General features: G+C 40.7%; 14 protein-coding genes. 4 read left to right on the forward strand and 10 right to left on the reverse strand.

Features of this window, described 5'->3' with window-relative positions; translation table 11 throughout:
- Positions 1–173 precede the first annotated feature (173 nt).
- Positions 174–1,562: a hypothetical protein gene (locus AC3WLU_RS05625; RefSeq protein WP_492596947.1), complete on the forward strand. Its 1,389-nt coding sequence runs from the start codon at positions 174–176 to the stop codon at positions 1,560–1,562.
- Positions 1,563–1,919: 357 nt separating this feature from the next.
- Here the strand turns inward: AC3WLU_RS05625 and AC3WLU_RS05630 are convergent, their stop codons facing one another.
- Positions 1,920–2,885 (reverse strand): quinone oxidoreductase family protein, encoded by a 966-nt coding sequence (locus AC3WLU_RS05630; protein WP_492596948.1) that lies wholly within the window; start codon positions 2,883–2,885, stop codon positions 1,920–1,922.
- Between the two features lie 116 nt (positions 2,886–3,001).
- On the reverse strand, positions 3,002–3,148 hold the full coding sequence (locus AC3WLU_RS05635; RefSeq protein ID WP_100298038.1) for a hypothetical protein: 147 nt from the start codon (positions 3,146–3,148) through the stop codon (positions 3,002–3,004).
- 158 nt (positions 3,149–3,306) lie between these two features.
- Between AC3WLU_RS05635 and AC3WLU_RS05640 the strand changes: the two genes are divergently transcribed.
- Entirely contained in the window at positions 3,307–3,831 is a 525-nt protein-coding gene (locus AC3WLU_RS05640) for a GNAT family N-acetyltransferase (protein ID WP_492596949.1), read from the forward strand.
- 130 nt (positions 3,832–3,961) lie between these two features.
- Here AC3WLU_RS05640 and AC3WLU_RS05645 read toward each other — a convergent pair whose 3' ends face one another.
- From AC3WLU_RS05645 to AC3WLU_RS05675, 7 genes are all read right to left on the reverse strand, one after another.
- Complete coding sequence (locus AC3WLU_RS05645; protein ID WP_492596950.1) at positions 3,962–5,464, reverse strand: BglG family transcription antiterminator; 1,503 nt, start codon at positions 5,462–5,464, stop codon at positions 3,962–3,964.
- Between the two features lie 879 nt (positions 5,465–6,343).
- Positions 6,344–8,680, reverse strand: coding sequence for an L-type lectin-domain containing protein (locus AC3WLU_RS05650; RefSeq protein WP_492596951.1), 2,337 nt, complete (start codon positions 8,678–8,680; stop codon positions 6,344–6,346).
- A complete protein-coding gene (locus AC3WLU_RS05655; protein ID WP_492596952.1) occupies positions 8,667–9,692 on the reverse strand; it encodes a WxLIP family cell surface protein in 1,026 nt (341 codons plus the stop codon). Before AC3WLU_RS05655 ends, AC3WLU_RS05650 begins: the two co-directional genes overlap by 14 nt.
- A gap of 92 nt (positions 9,693–9,784) precedes the next feature.
- On the reverse strand, positions 9,785–10,480 hold the full coding sequence (locus AC3WLU_RS05660; RefSeq protein ID WP_492596953.1) for a WxL domain-containing protein: 696 nt from the start codon (positions 10,478–10,480) through the stop codon (positions 9,785–9,787).
- A gap of 25 nt (positions 10,481–10,505) precedes the next feature.
- A complete protein-coding gene (locus AC3WLU_RS05665; RefSeq protein ID WP_492596954.1) occupies positions 10,506–11,195 on the reverse strand; it encodes a WxL domain-containing protein in 690 nt (229 codons plus the stop codon).
- 878 nt (positions 11,196–12,073) lie between these two features.
- On the reverse strand, positions 12,074–12,904 hold the full coding sequence (locus AC3WLU_RS05670) for an STAS domain-containing protein (RefSeq protein ID WP_095679064.1): 831 nt from the start codon (positions 12,902–12,904) through the stop codon (positions 12,074–12,076).
- 118 nt (positions 12,905–13,022) lie between these two features.
- On the reverse strand, positions 13,023–13,454 hold the full coding sequence (locus AC3WLU_RS05675) for an Lrp/AsnC family transcriptional regulator (RefSeq protein WP_034304284.1): 432 nt from the start codon (positions 13,452–13,454) through the stop codon (positions 13,023–13,025).
- 150 nt (positions 13,455–13,604) lie between these two features.
- Here AC3WLU_RS05675 and AC3WLU_RS05680 point away from each other — a divergent pair, with 150 nt between their 5' ends.
- Positions 13,605–14,189 carry a DJ-1/PfpI family protein gene (locus tag AC3WLU_RS05680; protein ID WP_063575154.1) on the forward strand — a complete coding sequence of 195 codons (585 nt, stop codon included), beginning with the start codon at positions 13,605–13,607 and terminating at the stop codon, positions 14,187–14,189.
- Positions 14,190–14,397: 208 nt separating this feature from the next.
- Positions 14,398–14,667 carry a hypothetical protein gene (locus AC3WLU_RS05685; RefSeq protein ID WP_427526714.1) on the forward strand — a complete coding sequence of 90 codons (270 nt, stop codon included), beginning with the start codon at positions 14,398–14,400 and terminating at the stop codon, positions 14,665–14,667.
- 80 nt (positions 14,668–14,747) lie between these two features.
- Here the strand turns inward: AC3WLU_RS05685 and AC3WLU_RS05690 are convergent, their stop codons facing one another.
- Positions 14,748–16,730: a hydantoinase B/oxoprolinase family protein gene (locus AC3WLU_RS05690; RefSeq protein WP_492596955.1), complete on the reverse strand. Its 1,983-nt coding sequence runs from the start codon at positions 16,728–16,730 to the stop codon at positions 14,748–14,750.
- Positions 16,731–16,744: the final 14 nt, after the last annotated feature.

Raw genomic sequence — 16,744 nt, forward strand, 5'->3', positions numbered from 1 at the left:
CTTGTCATGTATGTTCCTATTTACCCATTTTACCACTTTTGTGCAACTAATTTACTATTTTTTAAATCTAGCGAAATTACGTCAAAACTATTTGCTCCACCGATGCTACTTTTTCCGATTCAGTGTTTATATAGACTCTAGAAAAGAATCGATGCCAAAGGGGGCGAAGCCTTATGATTTATGAAGAAACATACCGATACCTATTAAGAAATGTATCCTCCACTGAATTCGATACGTGTTTGTACGCCTTGCTCCACAGTGATTGGGATGGGGTCATTCAGAGCCCGCTTCATATGATGGCCCGGGGAGTCGGAACGACAGAAAAGTACTTAAGGCAGATCATCCATAAATTCACCGCACCACAAGGATCACTAAAAAAAGTGTTTGTGCCTGTTCATCTAGGTGAAGATGTTTTGTACAAGTTTAACCTTGGTCCTGCAAGTAATCTTGGCTATAACAGGAAGACGGACCGTTATTGCAAAAAGTACCGTTTCTTTTATAGTGCTGCTTTCAAAGCCTTGACGATTCATGGAAAACGGCTGCTGCTTATGGGTGCCTTCCGAATGTCCGTTTTGAAGTCTGAAGAAGTCCTGTTCGATTATCATGAAATCGTTCCTGATTCCAGCTCGCCATTCACAAGGCAGCGCTTATTGGATGCAGTCGCTGCCATCCATGACGCTTTAGGCCATATCGTAAAGATTTCTTTTGCGAGCAGGGCTTTTTCAAAAAAAGAAGTTCTGGTATTCACCTTTACCGAAGGCATCTTGGATGAGTATAAGGAAAATAGGGCGGAACGGACTTTGTTGCGGAGAACGATTTTTAACTCTGGCTACCTTGGGCATATCAATGATTCTGTATGCATGGAATTGGAACGGGTCGGCAAATATATTTTCCGTTCATTTCTGCAAGAAGCGACGAACATCTCCCATGATATCCAAAAGGAACTGCAGAAATTAGCCCGTTTCATCTATTCTCATTCCCTTAAGAAATTTGGCCAGGCTCTACCTGCCAATAAGCAGTTGCTTCTAGCCCCAAAACAAGCCTCTGCTTATTTAAGCAAAATCATGTACAATGAAGCATTGGAACAGATGGTCAAGTATGCCCACCAGGCAGAATCCATCAAAAGCCTGCTTGAACGCGACCATTTTCATAGAAACATCTCTGAGAAAGCTCTCCGCCGGGAAGTGAATGGTTTGGAAATGGATGAACATATCGAGCCCATTCTCCGTAAATACCATCAAGCGGACTTCATCCGCCATGTGCTGAACGACTGGTGCGAAACATGGCTCATTTCCCGTGTAAAGACAGTGACCGATGAATTCCGGGCGGAAGGAAAAGGGAAAAATACCGAAGATAAACAGGCCGCGGCCGAATATATGGCCCGCATTAGAAACGATGCATATGGCCAGTTGGACAGGCTGTTGACCTTGCTTCTCCAATTCGGCAATCATGCAGTGGCCCCGGACGTCCGGAACTTCCCTCTCACAAAGAAAAAGGAAACCCTCCAATCCTATTTCGCGATCCAAAAGGAGCGTCTCGATGTTCTCTCCATTTCGTCTTAAAATAATATGTTTTCCAAGAGAACGGATCCGTTCTCTTTTTTTTGCTTGTAACAAATGCCGACTGTGAATTGCAGAATGACGATTGTGGTTTGGTGATTGGCGCACTGTGGATTTCTCCTCTGAATTCGTGTATTGCATATGGCTTTTGTGGATAACGGGACTTGGGAAGCAAGTTGTTTTGACGGCAGGCCATAACACTTGTAATGGCAGGGGCATTTATTATGGTGTTATTCCAAGGGTCTAAGCATTGGTTTATATAAAGGAACTGAAAAAGGTTTTAATCATCAGTATGAATAAGGGGTTGAATCTCGGCAGACAAACAGGCCCCCATTTAGAATGGAAAGCCCTCATGATTTGTTATGGTATTAATAATAGTTTCCCCGAACTTTTCCTGCTTTCAAGAAGTCGATGTGCATCCGCCCCATTTTCCAACGAAAAAAGAGTCGGTTCTTTGATGCGGATTTCCCCTGACAGAATCCATTGAAACAGCTCTGCTGTTCTTCTTGTCCGTTCTTCATGGGTAGTCAGGACGTTCCAAAGGTCTCCGCCAATTAATGCCTTGGATGTATCCATTAACATTCTGGGATCGATTTTCTCTGGATCACCGCCTGCCATCCCAAAGAATACGACAGCTCCTCCAGTCTTGGTCGCACGGAAACTATCGATCAAGGTTTGGCCCACTGATTCATAAACGACATCAACGCCTTTACCGCCGGTAACATCCTTAATGGACTCCACCCAGTCCGATCCGTAAAGGAAAACATGATCCGCACCCATTTGTTTGGCAACAGCCGCTTTATCATTTGATGAGGTCAACCCAATGACCTGACCGCCCTTCATCTTGATCATCTGTGTCAGTAATTGACCGACTCCGCCTGCAGCGGCATGGACCAGAATGGTTTCCCCTTCTTTAACTCGATGGCTATCATGCGTTAAATATTGGGCAGTCAATCCTTGAAGTAAAACGGAAGCGGCCGTTTCGAAGGTAATGCCCTCAGGCAGCGGCAACAGCTTATCAGCTGGAACTGAAACCAGCTCCGCATTGGCATGGGGAACATCAGCGAACCCGACACGATCTCCTGCTTTCACATGATGGACATCTTCCCCGGCATATTCGATGACCCCTGCCCCTTCATACCCTAGAATGAATGGGGGATCACCCACCAAATGATAATTCCCTTTCCTTCTATATACATCAGCAAAATTCAATCCAATTGCTTTCATTCGAACGATCACGGCTGATTTTGAACGTTCAGGTTCTGCAATTTCCCTTACAGACAGAACTTCCGGCCCGCCGAAATCATCAAAGACAAGTGCTTTCATCATCCTAACTCCCTTCAATGTATCTTCATTCTTTAAGATATAGGATGGACCCTTCGTTGGCAAGAAACACAAAAGACCGCCCAGCCATTAAAGGCAGGAGCGGTCACTACGTTTACTCAATCTGTATTGGAACCAGGACCGTTCTTTCGTTTATTTGCAGAATATTCCTTACCGTGTGCTTCATGTTCTGCAATGATATCCGCTTTCGGTATATGGTTATTCTTTTTTGGTGAAGCGATGCGGTTGCGATGTTTTTTTCCCATGATCTATCTCCCCTTCATCCAATGTTTTTTTAAAATTGAACTAATGTTAGCTTGTCCGATTACCACCGATAATACCGGCAAAATAAGCACTTCATAATAAAGGAAAACCCTTTGTGGGGACCGAATAGATAGAAAACAGATTTATGAGGAGGAAAAAAATGTTTCCTGTATTGAACACAGAAAGGTTACGCTTACGGGAAATTCGTGAAAGTGATGCGGAAGCTCTTTTCCAATGCTTATCAAAAGATGAAGTCACCCGCTATTATGGCCAGGATTCATTGGAAAATATCGAACAGGCCAAGGATATTGTAGCAGCCTTTGCGAAAAACTATCATGAAAAACGAGCAATTCGATGGGGAATTGAAAGAAAAGATACACAGGAATTGATTGGCACCATCGGTTTTCATGCCCACAGTCCCAAATACAGACGGGCCGAAATCGGTTATGAAATCCATCCAGCACATTGGCGCAAAGGATTTGCGTCAGAAGCGCTTAAGGAAGCTATCGCCTACGGTTTCACCGACCTTGATTTAACCCGTATCGGCGCGGTCGTTTTTCTGGAAAATCAGCCATCAAGTGAGCTCTTGCTTAAGCTGGGTTTCATCCAGGAAGGAGTATTAAGGAGTTATATGTACCAAAACGGGATCCCTCATGATACATATGTCTATTCCTTGCTGAAGTGAAACCCCTGGTAAAGAGGGAGTACCCCAGAAACCGATATTCTTAGGTTCTTCCCTTTACCAACGTTTTCCTGCCATTGGTAGCATTCGTTTGTGCAAAATAAAGTCGAATCTGTTTTTTCTGCATAGTGAATCATTTAACAACGGCATTCATTTTTTCATATGGATAAATCAATCCCGGGTCCATACTGAATTGGTCAAAAAAATGATCTTCAAAAAATTGTTTAATTTGCATTAATTCCGAAGGAGTTGGAAAAGAGGATACCTTAATTAACGGAATTTTCTGAAATACACCAGTGTCTTCTTCCGTCGAAATGATTAAATCAATCTCTTCATACTTGTAAATCAATTCTTTGCTGGAGGGATCGAATGTTGAAATTCTAACCTGACTTCCGTAGTGATACTTTAACACTTCCCTTATATAATCTTTTTCGGTATATGTACGACATACTAAAGCAACTATTATTGTGTGTTGATTCTTATTTCGTAAAATGGCTGCCTGAAGGAGCGAGAATATTTCCAAAACATCCAGCTTCTTAATTTTAAGCGGAACTGTCAAGAAAGATTTAGTAGCCAGCTCCTCAATGGTCTGAAAAATTGGATTATACTCGAAATATGGAAGATATTGCAACATGGAATTCCTTACAGTCTCCATTTCAAATTCTGTTTCAAGTGATATTCTCTTTAATGTTTGGTATAAATGAAACAAGAAGATATCATCTTGTGATAGATTAAAACAAACATATTCAGAAAGGGAGTCTAAAAATTGAGTTAACGGAAACCCTCGTTTACTTTTCATCCTGTTTCGAAGGTATCGAAGATGTTGTGATCTATTAAGTGGTTTTTCCTCACTCATGAGATAAATCGCTAAGTAAAATATTTCCTGAAGCTGGATATCTCTTGTGGGGCATCTTTCCATGTAATGTCCTAGTTCCTTGGAGAATTCAAAATACTTACTGCCTTCATAATTAATTAAGACTGATTTTGGATATGAAACGAAATAACCCATGGAAACACGAAGGTTAGATATATATAAAATCATTGTAAGTCGGTGTAAGGCACCAGTCCGAAATGACATCGAATGTTTTGAAAACAATTGAAGTAAAGTTGTTTGAAATTCCTTTTCATCGAGAGAATCTTTATCGGGATAGGTTTCCAATGTCGCAAAATCCAAATTTTGCATGATAAAGCGTCGGATTTTTTTTTCATCTCCTACTAATTTGAATGGGCTAGCAGATAAGTCAACACCTGCTTCCCGTACTACCTCCTGTAATTTTTCAAGGTGACGATATGCGGTGGAACGACTAATATGCACCTCTTGAGAAATCTGTGAAATATCAACACCATCATTCAAAAGGATTAACTTTAATATGTGAAAATAGGAATTCTTCTCTCTTATTTGCACCAATAAACTTTCTAGAGTACCATTTTCAGGTTTAATAAGACATATTCCAAGACTTTCACTTTTCTCAAAACCCCATCCCTCGGGGATTAAAGTCTCCAGGAATTTTAAATCACGTCGGATTGTACTTTTTGAATACCCTGTTTTATCGGATAATTCAGTCAAATTAATCCATTTATTATCTTTAAATAAGTGAAAAATCACGTCTGAATAACGTTTATAAAATCGATTCATACTATCACCTCTTTCCCTGTCCACTTAATAAGACATTAGACCTAAATTCATTTACCCTTTACCCATTAAATACTTTAGTAAACCCCCTAAATAGTCCCGTTTTTTATCTAAACCTTTTTTTTGGAACACTAGTTCAAATAAGAATTGGTATATACAGCTTTTGAACTCTCCCCGATAAGGATTATTATGATTTTCTGCTGTTAAATTTGTAGTGCGAAGAAAAAGAATCCTCTATTCCAAACCCGAATCTAAATAATTGGATTAAATGTTTAAAGATCATAAAGAAAGAGACTTTTAAAACCTTTCTCCGGAACTAAGTGCTATGAACATTTTAGAGAAGCGCAGTAAGGATCTATATGTAAGAAAAAGGAAAATAATATTGACCTATTTTGAAGGGTCTACGGCTTCCACAACGATCATAAGGGCTATACAGGTTTCCTATACTCACTTCTTTAGAAAAGGAATATACAAAAAAAGCCTCATTCACGTTTAGAGGAAGCCAGTATGCATCGAAGGGCTTACCAACTTGTTAAAACGAAAATGAGCTGTCTATTAGGAGCCAGTGTACAAGAAAAAGCGAAACCGAGCATTTTACCAGGTACACATGCCCGATTTTAACTAGACACCAATCATAAGCACGGATGGGTTAACTGACAGGCTGTTTTAGCTAGCTACGTATCGGGCATGCCTGACGCAAATACATCCCAATAGGTCATCCCTTGAGCCTTGTAAAGTCGTCCATTCAAACGATAGCCAATGTTCTTTCCGCTTCGGCTTGTTCAATTTAAATTGACTTATCGTCACTTTAAAAAAGGAGAAGAACACGTTTGATTTGGTTTTATTCGATCATCTAAAAAATGATTAACCATAGGCTTTTTCTCATGGCGCATCCACTAAACCCCATTTAATCCTCCCCTTATAATCACCTATATAGACAAAAGGTTCCATTTTTAATAATATCCCCTGATTTTCTCGCCAATGTATGGATATCTCATCTATACTTTTGGTTGTATGTTCAAAAACATTCATGGCAACCCCTAGTACCATTTTTTCTTCTTTTCCAAATTCATCAACAAAAGTTAAGGCATCTAATAAATAATGTCCAGCTCCATCAGAAAAATCTTCACTTAAAGTAGCCGTCAGCCGCCACGAACTGCCGGTACCACGAGTATCCTTCACGCGAATATCCCAATCGGCATTTCGTTTTGCAAATGTCGGTTGATTAGGAATTTCCATGTCTACAAAACTAACATCCGTAGCGACATTGGTGAAACTAACTTGTCCAATGACGTTCAAGGTGAGTTTTTCCACGTTTGATCGTCTGCCAGTATCATCCACACTGTAAACATATACAGTATGTGTCCCTACTGATAATTCATCTGCTGGAATGGTATGCTCGTAGCTGACTTCTTCCCCTTTATCAGTATCATTTGCTGCACCAGATGCAAATTTAATTGGCTCACCTTTATCCAACACATAGTATAGGTCCACTTTGTCACTATCTGCATCACTCCATGTCCCTTTTATTGTGTAGCCACTACCTAAATCAATAGGTATTTCCGTATCAGCATCAACAAGTGTAAGTGATGGCGGTTCTACAACAATGATTTGCAGCGTTGCTACATTGGACTTTCCTCCATTTTCATCCGTTACATACACTTCAAAAGTGTTTTCCCCCATATTTAATTGGTCTTTTGCAAGGAGAAAACTCCAGTCGGCACTATCGGAAGACACATCTTTCTCTTTTTCTTCAGATTGGATTTCCTCTGAATTCAATTCATAGTAAAAAGTGCCTTTGGAATCATCACTGTCTTTCCAGGTTCCTGTCACTTCATAATCTTCACCTTCGGATACATAAACAGGGCCAGCATCATTTATTGCTACTTCTGGTGCTTGATTAGGCTGGATGACATAATCAATTGAATTGGTATCAATCACCATGTTATCTCCATTAAACCTAGCTGTTTCGGTAACTGAGGCAGCCTCCGTTGTTGCATTGACTTTCACTTGAAAAGAGACCGTCGCTGCATTTTGAGTGGAATCCATATTTGGAATACTAAGTGCCAGCGATTGCCCTGACCACGAATTATCATCTAATGCGGCAGTCTCACCAGAGGTTGTCAATGTCATGGAGCCTGGGATAAACGTAACATGATCATTCAAGACCGTGTTCAAGATGATATTTTTCCAATTTTGTAAACCACCGTTATATTTCGCATAAAGCGTATAGGTTAATACATCACCTTTAAAAACTGAAGAGCCCTCCCCAACAACAGAATCATCCTGCCTCGTTATCGTTTGCTCAACTTCTGCATTTACTAAATCCGGTATTTCATCAAAAGCGACACGATTGGTTTGCTTGTAAGTAGGGCCTGTTGAACCAGTGAATCCCCAATAAACTTTTGTAGAGCCAAAAACATCTTGTACATTTACAGCAACAGTAACTGGATTTACTCCTTCTAATTGATACGTGAGTGCTTGGCTTGCAGCATCCCATGTCACTTCGAATTTACGCCATGTACCATTTGATAACAGACCAGGATACTGAACGCCAGTATTACCATCTACGTTATTATGTTTCATGGTTCTCCTATTACTCTGTACCGGCCAAACACCAATGGAATAATCTATATAAGTATCGGCTTTCCCTGGATACCCCCATGCAACATGGTCATCGTTAACATTAGTATCAAAATAGCTGCTTCCACCATCATTTTTATAGGTATCAAACTCAACAGCAAAACTTTTTTGAATGCCAGATGTTTTTGATCCATTATAGCTTTCGTCTGCCCAAACCCCCAAGCTTGCCCCAGATTTTGCTATAGCATTTACACCTCTTGAATCATTATGCATCACAAATGCCATACCATCTGCCGCATTAGCCCCATTATTCCCAAAATACAAATACATTGTGGCTGTAAAATCTTTGGTTAAATCCATTTTAAGATCGTCGATCGACCAAATTGCCCCCTTTTGATTTGTGGTTCCGGGGGTTACTGAAACCAGATGACTGTTAATGATGGAGCTATTTGATCCTGTTGATGGAGTGGTAAATAGGCCATCCAATATAATACCGGATGGAGGATTATCTTCTAATGGACCGGCTGCCTCCACTTGAATGTCCACTGGCCCCAGCCATTGAAGACTTGAAAAAAACAAGCCCATAATAATGAGAAATGAGAAAGTGATTCTAGTGAATATTTTACTCTTCTTCATGCTTTTCCCCGCTTTTTTTCCTTCTTAGTAGAATAATGACCAGTATGATTAATACCGCAATTAGCACGCCGATCCCTACAAAAATAAGTGTATAGTCTTTTTCCAATTCAACTGCTTCTTTATTTAATTTCTTTGAATCCTCACCTTTAATCTCAAACATTTTATCAAATTTCCAGGTTTGATCTCCGTCTTTTGCCGTTATATATATATGATATTTGCCAGGCTCTAACGCTTGATTATCCCAGCTAATAGGAAAATCGAAATTAGAATTCGGTGCCATGGATACGCCATTCTTCTCTGAAGAGTGAAGCATCTTCCTGTTTCCTTCTTTCGTAATTCGAGCATTCACTTCCAAGTTATTGACAATCATAGCTTCCGTGTTTTGCAGATTCGCAGTCACCACTGTGCGATAGTTCATCAATCCTGCTTGAACTTTATTTAACTTTAGATCGGGTTTTACCCTTTTATCCGTTTCGGTCAATTTGACGCCAATCACATACGAAAATTCATTGTTGATTTGAACATTATCATCTTCTTGTTTTTTGGCACCTTGATTTATTTCGTACACATAGAATCCACCCAAAATCACTCCATCAAATGGTTCATCTGGCATTTGAATCGTAAAAGGCACTTTTTTCGTTTGATTTCCTTTTAACGTTACTTTTTGTTTTGGGGAAATGAGATCAGAAAATGCATACTTTAATGAACGATCTTTTTTTTGATTATTTTTACTGTAATCAATCACTCCATTTTGATTGGTTACGGCTGTATTCGGTTCAATCATTAAGTCGATTTTTTCACTCGAGTTATTCTTCACTGTTAAAGATATCGTTTGTTCGGCCCCCGGTTTCATATACAAGTCAAAGTAAGTCAACTTCTTATTGATTTGGTTTTTTGGAATATTGGCTTTGATTGAATATTCCATGGTCCCAGCAAAGGCTGTTTCATTCTGGGAAATGATTCCTAATCCAATCAATAAGGACACAATCAAAATAAATAGCCCTTTTTTCATCTATATCCCCCTCTAGTTTCAACATGATGTGATATATATTAATGGAACTTGGCTTACATAATTTCTTATAAAGCCAAGCCCTATTTGAGTATTTAGCTAGGTGCGTCGGTTAATTCCCATGTTACAGTACCGCTGTAACTTTCGGCTTCAGCTGAACCAGCCAAAACTTTTAGTTGCACATTACTATTATCGCCGTCAGAACCTGAAAATACGTCCAGCCATGTTCCGCGGCCAGTTTCTAAAGGTGCCTCCATGAATTTTTTTGAATCACTATTATCAAATGTAACGTCATAAGCCGTTGGCGGTTCGGAAACATTTGATGATTGTGATTTTACTTGTCCATTTTTGAATGTTAACTCAGCCCCCTGTAAAGACTCCCCAGTGCTATTTTTTAATTCAGAAGCCTTTGCTGTCAAAACCCATCCTTCGCCCGTTCCGCGTTTATCTGAAACTTGTACATATGGGTCTTTATTATTTGCGTTATATGTAGTGTTCCCACTCATAATTTTTTGGGTTCCAAATTGGATGTTGGAGACATAGTCCAAAGTTAAAGATCCACTATTTCCCGTTCCGCCATTGTCTGGATCTATAGGATCTACCGGACTTGGTGGATCTGGTTCATCTGGATTAACCGGATCCACCGGCTTGGTAATACCCTCATCCGGAATAAAATCAATATAATTTTTTGAAATAGCGCTATTCACGACAGCTGCTTCCGCTGAATTTGTCGAAAAGATCAATCCAGCCAGAATCATACTTCCTGCCACTGACAGGGTAATTACTTTCATCTTCCTCACCTCATGGTTTTTTATATTATTGTGGTGCATCCAATAGACTCCAAGCTAATGTTGAGACATACTCTCCAGCTAAGTTTCCTGCAGGAACATTTATTTTCAAGCTGCTAGGATCAAATTGATCTACCCACGTTCCCATTCCTTTTGAATCTTGAGCAGACATAAGGATTTGAGGTGCAGTTACTGCAGAATCAGTACCTAATTGTACTTCCCTTAATTCTGGTGCAGGTGAAACATTTCCTGGAGTTGTAACTGCAGTCCCGATTGGAAGTGTAACAGTGGCACCTTTTAGAATCATCGATTCATCAGTTAGACCCTTGAATGGTGAAGTGGAGACCTGTAATGTCCAGCCAGCACCAGTACCACGAATATCCGTAATTTGGACGTTTGGATTTTTTGTAGTTGTTGAATATTCCACAGCTCCACCGGATAATTGGTGGGTATTAAATTCTAAAGGCGAGACATTATCAATTGTTAGCGCCCCTGTATTTCCTGTTTCCCCATCCGGTTCACTAGGAACGATTGGGTCAGTTGGACCTGTTGTTTCATCTGCTGGCATTATTGTGATATGGCCATGTGAAGTGGCTCCTTTACCGTTTTCACTTCCTAATACTTCAGTTGGATCAACCGCGCTTGCAAATGCAGGCGTCACGAATACCAGCAAGGCTGTCGCTGCCAGTCCTTTAAATAGAACCTTTTTTACATTCATTTTTTCAATTCCTCCTTATTTTTATGAAGATTTAAATGCCTACTAAATGAAGTTGCAACAATACCTTTCTTGAATCCCTCTAGAAACCCCTTAAAACGATGAACATACCTCTTATATTTTCACCATCTCCATTTCTCCTGTTGATAGGCTGCAGCATCAATAGCTGGGACTACCAATACCTTTCATACATATAAAATGCCAATCACTAGAATATTTTTGCCTTAATAAAAATGAGTTTCCTAAGTTATCAAATTATCGAGAAAGGGTACGGAACAAGAACGGTTACTTGGCTCAACTTCATGAAAATCATTATATAAGTTAAAAATTAAAACATTGTTTCAATAATGAATTTTGCGTTTCCATTTAAGAAACTCATGTAAGAAACTCATGATTTTGCTTTTCTTTAGTGACTTACAAGTTGTTTTTTTATGCATCAAGTGAGAAAGAAAGTTCGCTATAATTATAGAAAGGGGTTATTGGTTGGAATGAAAGGGGAAGAAGTCGGCACAAAGTTTTTTTTTTAGAAGATGGAGATTCAGAAATGGATCTTAAACCATATACGAATGAGGGTGTTTGCGGATAGGCGGCCGCTACTTAACGATTAATAAAAAAGTTAACCTGCTTCAGGCTAACCTTCATTAGGAATTTTTCACACCTACAAACGATCCTTTGATCTTGATCTACTGTGATCTCCCTAGTTTCCTACATACCTACATTTCGAGAATCAGTAAAAGTTTGTACTTATAATGAATAAATGTATCGTTGTTCTATACATATCTACTTATTCTAGTCGAAAAAAACAGCAAAACAATTTCCTCAATATTCCAAATTACCTACAAAAAAAAGCCACCAAAACATGGCGACTCCCACTTCACGATTTAGGTGACTACAAGATAGTCCTTCAAGGCCTGCTGCAGCGTCCCCTTTGTTTCTGCTTTATTATCGAGCTGAATCCCTGAACGGATCATTTTCGTAACAACCTCTGGGCGTAATCCAGTCACCACAGCTTTACACCCCATCATTGCCGTTCCATCGAGGATTTTCATCAAATCAGTGATCATTTCAACTTCGATTTCGATGATACCGGACAAATCCAAGATCAAGGTTTGTATCCGAAGTTTACCTATTTCCATCAATACCTTTTCTTCGATTATCTGTATCCGTGAATAATCGATTGTCCCAATTAACGGAAGGACACAGGTGGTGGAAGTGATGGGAATGATCGGGACGGACAGATTTTCCACCAAGTTTTGCTGAGCGAGAATCAATTTGTCTTTGTAATCGGAGTAACTGACGAAAAAGGATTTAAGAAATTCATCAACCTTTTCATTCACTATTTTTTCTAAATCAAAAAAGACCTTGGAATCCTCAATAAACGCTTTCTTTTCTTGTTCGAACTTATAAAGAAAGGTCCAAAGCGTTCTGCGGAGGGCCTGAATCCATTCCAGCTTGAATGAAAGCGTCAAGGAGTGGGTTGCCCACGTAACTCCCTCTTGTTCGGCAAAGGCAATCAAATCCGTTTCATTCTGCTCCACTATATAACGGACGAGCTTATGTGCATTATTCAAAAGGTCGACATTTCCAATCAGAAGGATTTCTTCGATTTTATCCCTGACATTGACCGCTGCTGATAAAAGATATTCTTCAAACTCACTTTTATTCTGCAAAAGGAATTCCATTATTTTATCTTCATCATAAACAAAACTCACTCTTCTCCACTCCCTTTTTGAACATCCAACTGTGATTTTTGTTACTATTTACTTTCTATATGTGTGGAGTTTTTTCCTGCTAATCGCTCATATATTAAAGAGAAGGTGTTGAAGCTGGTTAAATCTCCTCTCCTGAAAAAACATTTTTCGATGCGGAAGAAAAGATCAGATGGGTGGAAGATTTCCCGTATTTAATGGCTTCATCGACGAAGTCTTCCAGCGTTTCCATCGAATATGTACTTATTTTAATAAGATAACTGTATTGACCGGCTAACCGGTGGCATTCCAATACTTCCGGGTGGCTCAAGCTAAATTGATAAAAATCTTTGCATCTATCCGTTTCGAATAATATGAATGCCGTAATGCTCCTATCAAGTTTTTCAAGTGATATTTCCGTTTTATACCCCTTTATCACTCCGCTTTCCTCTAATTTATTCACACGTTCTTTCGTTGCTGGTGCCGTTAAGGACACTTCTTGCGCCAGTTCTTTCATGGACATGCGCCCATTATTCTCCAGCAAGGAAAGTATTTTTTTATCCGTTCGATCCAACTCAATCGCCCCCACTTTTTATTATTAACAGAATCCTTTCAAATACATTATAAAATAAAAAGAAATGTGATGAATACGTAATTAATCGTATGTATAAAGGGATTTGCTTTTTATATAATTAATTCAAATATAAATAAGGGGGATGCTGTTATGAAAAAAGTATTGATGCTGCTATCCAATGGATTCGAAGCGGTTGAAGCAAGTGTGTTTACAGATGTATTGGGGTGGAATAAATTAGAGGGCGATGGCACCACTGACCTGGTTACGGTGGGACTTCACGAACGATTAAAATGCACCTGGAATTTCATCGTGCAGCCCGAACTGACCCTCGATCAAGTGAACCTTGATGACTACGATGCTCTGGCCATTCCAGGAGGCTTTGAAGAAGCCGGTTTCTATGAGGATGCCTATGATCAGAGGTTTCTTGATGTGATCAAGCATTTTCATAATAAGAACAAAATCATCGCAACCATTTGTGTAGGTTCCCTCCCACTAGGAAAAAGCGGGATATTGAATGGAAGAAAAGCCACAACATACAACCACCCAACCAGTAAGAGACAGGGGCAGCTAAAAGATTTTGGGGCGATTGTCGTGAACGAACCGATTGTCGTCACGGACAATATCATTACATCCTACAATCCATCCACAGCATTCGATGTTGCCTTTACGCTCTTGGAAATGCTCACTTCCAAAGATAATTGTGAACATGTGAAGGAATTGATGGGCTTCCATTAAGAATATCACGATTGGGATGTTGATTTCCGCTCAAGAAACTCGCTTATCCGCGGGCGGTCGGGGAGTCGCACTTTGTTACAAAATACAGATGGAAATCATACTTGGAGTCGAAGGTAATACTTTAGGTCAGTTGGTTCAAGAACATTATTTAAATACGTTTTCCGAACTCTTTGCCTACAGTCTTTTTAGAAGGATGAAAACTTGAAACATGGAAGATATCAAAGCAATTATGAAGTACAACGGACCGAGAAAGCAGCGGCAAAAAGAGGTACGGAATGGTCTAAATCCAAACCATAATTTTAAAAGAAACCTTTGGTTATGTTTTTTACTATTTTATACGGATGAAACCCTTAAAAGATTGAAGAAATTTGCGACACTCCTGCCGAATAACTGGCTAGCCGAGACCTCGCAGCCGCTTGCGGTGAGGAGGCTTGGCAGACAGTCGGCGGAAAGGGAGGGGTTTTCTGAAATCAACTGAAAAAAAACTGCAGGCAAACTCGTTTTTTTCGAGATGTTCTGCAGTCTGGGGTTCCGAGTGAATTCGGAACCTGTTTCACGTTATTTCCAATAAGCCAATGAACGGGTTTTCATGGATGCACGGAACTGTTTTGTTGATTCCGGCAAGGCTTTATTCGTTGCATAATCGATGATGACACCATACCGGCGAATGACATCGAGACTATCCAGCTCGCCATTGGCGAATTTATCTTCCACGCTTTGTATGTTTTCCTCAAGCCATTGTTTGCGATTGTTCCTGATATAAGACCTAGCTTGTTCCGTTGCTTCCAAATCTATTTCGAATAAATCCAGATCTTTATCGATTTCCTTGATCACGACTCCATAATCTTTTTTAGCCCGCTCGATTGAAACATATTCATCGATAACATCTTCCAAAACAGCTTCGGGACTTCTTTCAAGCGGATCTCCCAGTCCCCCGCCCCCAGCTGATGGTCGTACAAATGAATCTCCCTGCTGTACTTTTACATTGGAGAAAATCGCACCTAAATATCGTTCGTCTTCCTTGCCCGGATTCAGCCATGCTCCATGCGGGGATGAAGGAAGCCCTCCAAAAATCCCCCAAGTTATTGAACGAGAACGGTCACAGCAATAGGACATGACGGTGTTTTTGACATTCGTGAGTGTACCGCCCTTTTCTACACCGCACCCGCCGCGGTATTTACCCGGCCCGGCAGAGTCGGTAATGATTTCGTGCTTCATCGTCACGACAGGCGACAATCTTTCTTGCCCTTCGCAGGGCTGTACGCTGAGCCCCAAACCGAATGTCGGCGAAGTGGCGTTCACACCGTCCCGATCATAGCGGCCTCCATGTCCGCCTGCCATCCAGTCGTACCACATGAAGTATTTATCCTGCTCCTGGCGTTGGTCCCAACCGCCGATCAGTAAATACTCCAGGTTAAATGAGCATGCGATCGCTCTTTCCGGCATGATGTTGGACCAAAGTTCAAAGCACGCACTCATGATTTTTTCATAGGCCCCTGAACAAAAACCGGTTACGGCAATTGGTGCCGGGGCATTGACGACGGAGTTTTCCGGCAGTTCGATCTTCACCACTCTGTAAAAACCGGAGTTCAGGGGTATTTCAGGAAAGAATGTTTTGGTTCCTGAGTATGCCGCTGATAAAGAAGCTCCGAAACCAGCATTCAAAAAGCAGCCGATATAAGAATGCGATCCAGAAAGATCATAAAGGATCTCGTCATCCGTGATGGTCATCTTAACCCGGATCGGGATCAGACCGTCTCCGGCTTCCGGGTCCATATCAATATAATCAACAGTCTCCCATGTTCCATTCGGTAAAGCTGCAACCTTGGCCCTTGCCAAACGCTCCACATAATTCTGCACTTCCGCAAAGGCAGATAAAGTCGTATCGATTCCATACTTCTCGATGATGGCAAACAACTGGCGCTCGCCTACCTTGGCCGCTTCCACTTGAGCACGCAGATCACCGACACGTTCTTCAGGAACGCGCATGTTCGAAACGAGCACATTGACCACATCTTTTAAAAATGTTCCTTTACTATATATCCTGAGCGGCGGAATCCTTACTCCCTCGCCGAAATGTTCCTTGGCATTGATATCAAAGGAGCCGGGTGTCGAGCCGCCCATGTCGGCCCAGTGGCCATTCGTCTGCATGAACGCAATGAGCTTGTTCTCATAAAAAACAGGCAGGAGAACCCGGGTGTCATTGAAATGAGTACCGCCCCGATACGGATCATTGACCAAGAAAACGTCCCCAGGGTGGATATCACCCTCGAAGTCCTCTAGCACCGCCTTTGCCGTTAGATGCAGTGTGCCTACATGGACCGAAATATCCTGCGTTCCTTGCATGACTGTATTTCCTTCTGCATCACAAAGCGCACAGCTGAAATCCCGATTATAAATGACGAAGGAATAGCATGTCCGAAGGATTTGTTCAGCCATCTGATCTACAAGGTTAACGAAGCCATTTTTTATCACTTCAAATGTCACCGGATCTAAACCTATTCCAACTCCAGATTGGTCAATCAATTGTTTATTCGACAATGAAATCCACCTCT

The organism is Peribacillus sp. FW305-BF15 (assembly GCF_058783805.1).